This window comes from Pseudomonas sp. ADAK7 (assembly GCF_012935675.1).
Lineage (GTDB): Bacteria > Pseudomonadota > Gammaproteobacteria > Pseudomonadales > Pseudomonadaceae > Aquipseudomonas.
The window spans coordinates 6652223-6659894 of the sequence record NZ_CP052861.1 but is presented as its reverse complement, the minus strand read 5'-3'; the positions used below and the strand labels follow the sequence as shown (position 1 = coordinate 6659894).

At 62.2% G+C, this 7672-nt stretch carries 7 protein-coding genes; 4 read left to right on the top strand and 3 right to left on the bottom strand.

All coding sequences use genetic code 11. The annotated features are described in order from the left end of the window. Positions 1–228: 228 nt before the first annotated feature. A complete protein-coding gene (locus HKK53_RS30615; protein ID WP_169373837.1) occupies positions 229–960 on the bottom strand; it encodes a thioesterase II family protein in 732 nt (243 codons plus the stop codon). Positions 961–1038: 78 nt separating this feature from the next. Continuing rightward, the gene (locus HKK53_RS30610) at positions 1039–2211 is read right to left on the bottom strand and encodes an MFS transporter (RefSeq protein WP_169373836.1); all 1173 of its coding nucleotides are present in this window, start codon (positions 2209–2211) and stop codon (positions 1039–1041) included. 186 nt (positions 2212–2397) lie between these two features. Between HKK53_RS30610 and HKK53_RS30605 the strand changes: the two genes are divergently transcribed. From HKK53_RS30605 to HKK53_RS30590, 4 genes are all read left to right on the top strand, one after another. Then, the gene (locus HKK53_RS30605; RefSeq protein ID WP_169373835.1) at positions 2398–3198 is read left to right on the top strand and encodes a glucose 1-dehydrogenase; all 801 of its coding nucleotides are present in this window, start codon (positions 2398–2400) and stop codon (positions 3196–3198) included. After that, positions 3191–5017, top strand: coding sequence for a glycoside hydrolase family 15 protein (locus HKK53_RS30600; protein ID WP_169373834.1), 1827 nt, complete (start codon positions 3191–3193; stop codon positions 5015–5017). Before HKK53_RS30605 ends, HKK53_RS30600 begins: the two co-directional genes overlap by 8 nt. 297 nt (positions 5018–5314) lie before the next feature. Then, positions 5315–5704, top strand: coding sequence for a hypothetical protein (locus tag HKK53_RS30595; protein ID WP_169373833.1), 390 nt, complete (start codon positions 5315–5317; stop codon positions 5702–5704). An 88-nt stretch (positions 5705–5792) separates the two neighbouring features. Then, a complete protein-coding gene (locus HKK53_RS30590) occupies positions 5793–6701 on the top strand; it encodes an alpha/beta fold hydrolase (RefSeq protein ID WP_237150626.1) in 909 nt (302 codons plus the stop codon). Here the strand turns inward: HKK53_RS30590 and HKK53_RS30585 are convergent. Next, positions 6664–7653 carry a GlxA family transcriptional regulator gene (locus tag HKK53_RS30585; protein WP_169373831.1) on the bottom strand — a complete coding sequence of 330 codons (990 nt, stop codon included), beginning with the start codon at positions 7651–7653 and terminating at the stop codon, positions 6664–6666. The genes HKK53_RS30590 and HKK53_RS30585 overlap by 38 nt on opposite strands. Between the last annotated feature and the right edge of the window lie 19 nt (positions 7654–7672).

Here is a 7672-nt window from a genome sequence, read left to right as displayed (position 1 = left end):
TTCTTAGCATCCGGATCGTTGGCAGGAAGCACAAAGGCACGTCGTCCCTATAAAACGAATGCAGACCGGAAAAATTAGCGAATGAGAACAAGTATCAGAAGGGAGTTTGAAGGGCGGGAACGCAATGACTGTAGGAGCTGCCGAAGGCCGCGATCTTTTGCTCTTGATCTTCGAAATTCAAGAGCAAAAGATCGCAGCCTTCGGCAGCTCCTTGGGGAGGGTTCGGGGTCAGGCGATGGCCATCGCGTGCCGCCGATGGTGCACATCCAGTTGATCCTTGATCACGCGCAACACCTTGGCTTCATGCTCATGGATGAAGAAATGCCCGCCCGCCAGCATGTCCACGGAAAAGCTGCCCTGGGTTTCCTTGCTCCAGCCGATCAACTGCTCGGTGGTGGCGCGGTCGGTGGTGCCGCCAAGCACGTGCACGGGACATTTAAGCAACGGACGCGGCAACGGTTCAAAACGTCCGCACAACAGAAAGTCGGCGCGCAGGACCGGCAACGTCAGGCTCATCAGCTCTTCGTTGGCCAGGATCTCTTCACTGGTGCCATTGAGCGTGCGCAACTGTTCGATCAGTTCGGCGTCGCTCCTGGGCTCGCTAAAGCCCCGGTCGTAATCACTGCGCATCGTTGGTGCGGCCGTGCCGGAGGCGAACAGGGCCACCGGTTCCGGACAGCCCAGTGCGCGCAATGCATGCGCCAGTTCACAGGCCAGCAATGCCCCCAGGCTGTGGCCGAACAAGGCATATGGCGCGCGCAAGGATGTTTGCAGCTCCGCTGCCAATTGGCGGGCCAACGCGCGTATATCGGTTTGCAGCGCTTCACCAAATCGTGCGCCGCGCCCCGGCAGTTCAACCGGTTGCAGCTTCAGCCACTCCGGCAGTTTGCGCCGCCAACGGCTATAAACCATGGCACTCGCCCCTGAATAGGGCAGGCACAGCAATGTCAGCTGGGTCACCGGGCGTCCCTCAAAAAAGTTGTCTATTCAAGAGAACGAATGAAGGTACGCGCTAATTAGTGCGCCGGTCGGCGTCGATCATTTCAGATGGCGATAGCTCTGAATCGCAGAACCGAGGACCACGGCGCCAGCGGCGATCGCGACCCAGAAACCACTGCGCGCGCCAAATGCATCCACCAGCCAACCCGAACTCGCCGCACCAATCGCCACGCCGATGCTCAACCCGGTGATCAGCCACGTCAGGCCTTCGGTCAGTTTGGCCGGGGTGACGATACGTTCCACCAACGCCATCGCCACAATCAGCGTCGGCGCAAAAAACAGCCCCGCGACGAACATCGCCAGGGCCAAGCCGAGAATGTTCGTCGCCAGTAACAGCGGCAAGGTGGTCACGGCGGTCATCACACCGCCATACAGGAACAATCGCGGCAACGGCGCTTTCGAGCGCAACGCGCCGAACGCCAACCCGGCCAGGCACGAACCGATGGCGTACACCGACAGCACGATACTCGCCGCCGCCGGCTGGCCCTGCTGTTCGGCGAACGCGACGCTGACCACGTCCACCACACCGACGATCACGCCCATGGCGGTCATCAACAGCATCAGCAGTTGGATTTCCCCGGAACGGATGATCGAGCGCTGATGGTGAACTTCGTGGGGATGCACGGGCGGTTCGGTGGCGCGCTGTAACACGAATGCCGGAACCCCAATGGCCAGCGCCAGCAGCGCCACCAAGGGACCGGCCTCGGGGAACGCCACCACACTCAACCCCACCGACAGCGGCGGTCCGACAATAAAGCAGACCTCGTCCAGCACCGATTCCAGGGCATAGGCGGTTTGCAATTGCGGCTGGCCACGGTAGAGCTCGGTCCAACGGGCCCGGACCATGGCCGACATGCTCGGCATGCACCCGGCCAGCGCGGCGAACACGAACAGCGTCCAGTTCGGCGCCTGCAAGCGGGTGCAAAGCAACAGCAGCAACAGCGAACCACCGCCCAGCAACGCCGACACCGGCAGGATCCGGCCCTGGCCGTAACGATCCACCAGACGCGAGACCTGCGGCGCACAAAACGCCGTGGCCAGGGCGAAGGTCGCCGCCACCGCGCCGGCCAGGCCGTAGCCGCCCTGCAACTGCGAAAGCATGGTGATCAGGCCGATGCCGGTCATGGAAATCGGCATGCGCGCGATCATCCCGGCCAGCACGAAGGCGCCGGCGCCAGGGGCTTTGAACAGTTCGCGGTAGGGATTTGCCATGGATTGCGGGCCTCGATTCGGGCCTGCAAGTTGCCATAAAGGTTGGTCGAGGGGAAAGCGGGGAATTGTTGGGGGAATGTGAAGGCGCCCGCTCATGAAGAGTTCTTCACAGTCATCCCGCAAATGAACTCTCGCCCTCCCAAACCAGTCAGCTACTTAGGCCCTCACCGCAAGGCGCTAACCTGCATGCAGATTTCCCTCGAGCAACAAGTCGCGCTGGTCACCGGCGCCAGTTCCGGCATCGGTGCCGGCGCTGCCAAGGCCCTGGCCGCCGCCGGTGCTGCGGTCGTGATCAACTACAACTCCCAGGCTGAACCCGCCGAAGCACTGGCGCGGCAGATCAATGACGGCGGCGGTCGCGCCATCGCCATTGGCGCCGATGTCTCCAAGGAAGAAGACGTCGAACGCCTGTTCGCACAGACCATTGAGGCCTTCGGCTTCCTCGACATTCTGGTGGCCAATTCCGGGATGCAAAAAGATGCGAAAGCCGTGGACATGAGCCTCGCCGACTGGAACCAGGTGATCGGCGTCAACCTCACCGGCCAGTTCCTCTGCGCCCGCGCCGCCCTGCGGATTTTCAACCAGCAAGGCATCCGCCAAGGCGTGTCCCGGGCCGCCGGCAAGATCATTCACATGAGCTCGGTGCACCAGCGCATTCCCTGGGCCGGGCATGTCAATTACGCCGCGTCCAAGGGCGGCGTCGACATGCTGATGCAGACCCTGGCCCAGGAAGTCAGCCAGCAGAAAATCCGCATCAACGGCATCGCGCCGGGGGCAATTCGCACGGCGATCAACCGCGCCGAAACCGAGGGCGACGCCGCGCAAAAGCTGCTTGAACTCATCCCTTACGGCCGCATCGGTGATGTCGACGATATCGCCAGCGCCGTGGTGTTTCTCGCCTCCGATGCCTCCGACTACATCGTCGGCACCACCCTGTTTATCGACGGCGGCATGAGCCTCTATCCGGAGTTCCGTGGCAATGGCTGATCATCATCCCGAACGACAAAGCGCCATCGACGCCCACGGCATCATTGGCGACATGCGCAGTGCAGCATTGGTCAACGACAAGGGCAGCGTGGATTTCTTCTGCTGGCCGGAGTTCGACAGCCCGTCGATCTTCTGCTCGTTGCTGGACACCCCCGAAGCGGGGATTTTCCAGTTGGCCCCGGACCTGCCCGACGCTCGCCGCGAGCAAATCTACCTGCCGGACACCAACGTACTGCAAAGCCGCTGGCTGAGCGAACGCGCGGTGGTCGAAGTCACCGACCTGCTGCCCATCGGCGACAGCGAAGACGACCTGCCGATGCTGATGCGCCGGGTGCGGGTGGTCAGCGGTACCGCGACGATGCGCATGCGATGCGCGGTACGGCATGACTACGCTCGGGCGAAAACTCGCGGGCACATGGATAAAAAGGATGTGCTGTTTGAAGCGGCAGATCAGCCGTCCCTGCGCCTGACGTCGGATCAGCCGTTGAGCCTCGACGGCAATGCCGCCATCGCCGAATTCACCCTCAAACAAGGTGAAAGCGCGGCGTTTCTGTTGGGCGCCAGCGACGACCCACGCTTCAAGGAAGGCGCCGCCGAACTGTGCATGGAACGCACCCTGAAGTTCTGGCGCGACTGGATCGGCCAGTCCAACTACCGCGGGCGCTGGCGGGAAATGGTCAACCGATCGGCCCTGGCCTTGAAGCTGCTGACTTCGCGCAAACACGGCGCCATTCTCGCCGCCGCGACCTTCGGCCTGCCGGAAACCCCGGGCGGCGAACGCAACTGGGATTACCGCTACACCTGGATCCGCGACGCCTCGTTCACCGTGTATGCCTTTATGCGCCTGGGTTTTGTCGATGAAGCCAACGCCTACATGAAATGGATGCGCCACCGGGTCAGCGACTGCCACGGCCAGTCGATGAAAATCAACATCCTCTACGCCATCGACGGCCGCCAGGAACTGCCGGAAACCGAACTCACGCACCTGAGTGGCCAAGGCGGCGCAACACCGGTGCGCATCGGCAACCAGGCTTACGACCAGATCCAGCTCGACATCTTCGGCGAGCTGATGGACGCGGTGTACCTGGTCAACAAATACGGTGAAGCGATTTCCCACGAAGGCTGGAAGCACGTCGTGGAAGTGGTCGATCAAGTCTGCGAAACCTGGCAGAGCAAAGACGTCGGCATCTGGGAAATGCGCGGCGAGCAGCATCACTTCCTGCACTCGCGCCTGATGTGCTGGGTGGCGCTGGACCGGGCGATCCGCCTGGCCTCCAAACGCTCCCTGCCCGCCCCCTTCGCCCGCTGGGACCAGACCCGACAGGCGATTTACGCCGACATCTGGGAGAACTTCTGGAACGAAGAACGCGGGCACTTCGTGCAGCACATCGGCGGCACCGCACTGGATGGTTCGATGCTGCTGATGCCACTGGTGCGCTTCGTCAGCGCCAAGGACCCGCGCTGGCTTTCGACCCTGGAAGCAATACAGAAAACCCTGGTGCGCGACGGCATGGTCTACCGCTACCGCAACGACGACAGCCAGATCGACGGCCTGCCCGGCACCGAAGGCGCCTTCGCCGCGTGTTCGTTCTGGTACGTCGAATGCCTCGCCCGGGCCGGTCAGGTTGAAAAGGCGCATCTGGAGTTTGAACAGTTGCTGCGTTATGCCAATCCGTTGGGGTTGTACGCTGAGGAATTCGACAGTCATGCGCGACATCTGGGGAATACACCGCAGGCGCTAACGCATCTGGCGTTAATCAGTGCGGCGAGTTTTCTCGATCGGAAATTGAGTGGGGAGAAGAATTACTGGCAGCCGTGAATGTCATCCATATCCGCCAGGTCTTGTCGGAAATATCACTTTTCCGACCCTATCCTGTAGGAGCAAGGCCCGCCCGCGATAAACAAAAAACGCAGTATATGAGGCTTAACACACTCCCCGTGGCGAGGGTATGTCGGTCGCCCCTACAATATTTAAACGACCATCCCAAATCCATAGCCTGCCCAGTCCGTCCTACCCCACAAATACCTTGTTGCCAGCTGTTACATCCACCCCTAACATCCACCGTCAACGGGTACAGCGGAGCTGTCCAACAAAACCCGAATTCAAGGAACCAGAATGACCCAGCGCATCCATCGCACCATCGACACTCCACTGCGTTCCGGGCTGAACCGGGATGAACTGTGGGAGGCCCACGACAAGGGCCTGATCAAATGCTGGGAAATCGGCCGCCAGCGCGCCACCCGATTCCCCGACGTCGCCCAACAGTGCCTCGCCGGCGAACTGCCAGTGCTGGGCTGGAAAGGTGGCGTGAGCCGCAGCCTGAAAAAACTCGAAAAGTACGGATCACTCAAATACCTGGCGCAATGGCAGGGTTTGCGCGGGGAGGATCTGGATATTGATTTAGCTGTGGAACGGGCGCTGACTTGTTCGCGGACGAAGATGGTGGTGACGTTTACGCCGGATCGGTCGAAGTACTTTAATCAGGTGGCGGAGACAGAAACCTGAGACCCCCGCACTTACTGTGGCGAGGGCGCGGCTCAAGCCCGGCTTCATCAGCTAATGTTCTCGGATGCTTACGCTCAGGAGCGCCCTCGTGACCAAGCCCCAAGCCATTCAGTACGTTGAAACCCCAAGCCTGAAAATCGCCTACGAACACCACGGCCCCACCACCGGCGAGCCGATCATCCTGCTCCACGGTTTCCCCTACTCGCCCCGCGGTTACGACGAAATCGCCCCGGCCCTCGCCGCACAAGGCTACCGCGTCATCGTCCCGTACCTGCGCGGCTATGGCCCGACCCGTTTCAACAACGCCGACACCCTGCGCTCCGGCCAGCAAGCCGCGCTTGCCCAGGATTTGCTGGACTTGATGGACGCCCTCGGCATCCCGCAAGCCGCGCTCTGCGGCTACGACTGGGGCGGTCGGGCGGCGTGCATTGTCGCGGCGTTGTGGCCGGAGCGGGTTCGCTGCCTGGTCACCGGCGATGGCTACAACTTGCAGAATATTCCCGGTTCCGTCCAACCTCTGGACCCCGAGACCGAGCATCGCCTGTGGTATCAGTACTACTTCCATACCCCGCGCGGCGTGGAAGGCTTGACCCAAAACCGTCGAGCCTTCTGCGAATGGCTCTGGCGGCTGTGGTCGCCGACCTGGGCCAGAAACGCCGAGCGTTATCCGTTAAGCGCGCCGGCCTTCGACAATCCGGATTTCGTCGAGGTGGTGATTCACTCGTACCGGCATCGCTTCATGTACGCCCCCGGCGATCCGGCGCTGGAGTGGATGGAAGAGGCGCTGGCCCAGCAACCGTCGATCAGCGTACCGACGATTTCCCTGTGCGGCGCCGACGATGGCGTGGGACCTGCGACGGAGGTCGACGAAGACGTCGAGCACTTCACCGGTCGCTACGAGCGCCGCGTGCTGGCGGGCGTCGGGCATAACATTCCCGAGGAAGCGCCCGAAGCGACGCTCAAGGCATTACTGGATCTACTGAAAGGCTGCCGCTGACACTGAAGCGCTCGCGATAGGCCTGGGGCGTCACGCCCATGGCCCGCAGGAAGCTGCGGCGCAACGTCTCTTCGCTGCCGAAGCCGCATTGCACCGCCACCCGTTTGATCGGTACGCCAGTGTCGCTGAGCAGCCGTCGCGCGGTTTCGACCCGAATCAGCTCGATGGCCCGGGCCGGGGTCTGGCCGGTGTCGGCGCGGTAGTGGCGGATAAAGCTGCGTTCGCTCATGCAGGCCTGCACGGCCAGGGTCGGGACGCCGAGTTCTTTGGTCAGATTTTCGCTGATCCAGGCATGAAGTTCGTCGAAGCGGTTACCTTCCTGTTGCAAGGACAGGGTCACGCTGAACTGCGACTGACCGCCCGGGCGCTTGAGAAAGACCACCAGTTGTCGGGCGACGTCCAGGGCCATGGCGCGGCCGAGGTCTTCTTCGACCATGGCCAGCGCCAGGTCGATGCCGGCGGTGACCCCGGCCGAGGTCCAGACCGGGCCGTCGTTGATAAAGATCGGGTTGGGTTCAACGTGCAGGCTCGGGTGCTTTTGCGCCAGCTCTTCGCAACGGGTCCAGTGGGTCACCACTCGCCGGCCGTCGAGCCAGCCACTGGCCGCCAGCAGAAACGCGCCGGTGCACACGGAAGAAATACGCCGACAACCCGTCGCGTGTTCACGGACCCACGTCACCAGCGCGTCATCCTCCGAAGCCGAGTACACGCCCCAGCCGCCCGCGATGATCAAGGTATCACTGTCGCCCGATGGCAGCGGTTCGGCCAACAGCGCCAACCCCGCCGACGACATCACCGCCCCGCCACCACTGGCAATCACCGACGGCGCATAGGGCGGCGGCAAACCCTGTTGACGGGCAATGTCGTTGGCCGAGGCGAACACCTGCAACGGCCCGGTGACGTCCAGCAGTTGCACGTTGGTAAACGCGAGCACATGAATGGCTTTGGGCATGATTGGCGTAATTCGTGGG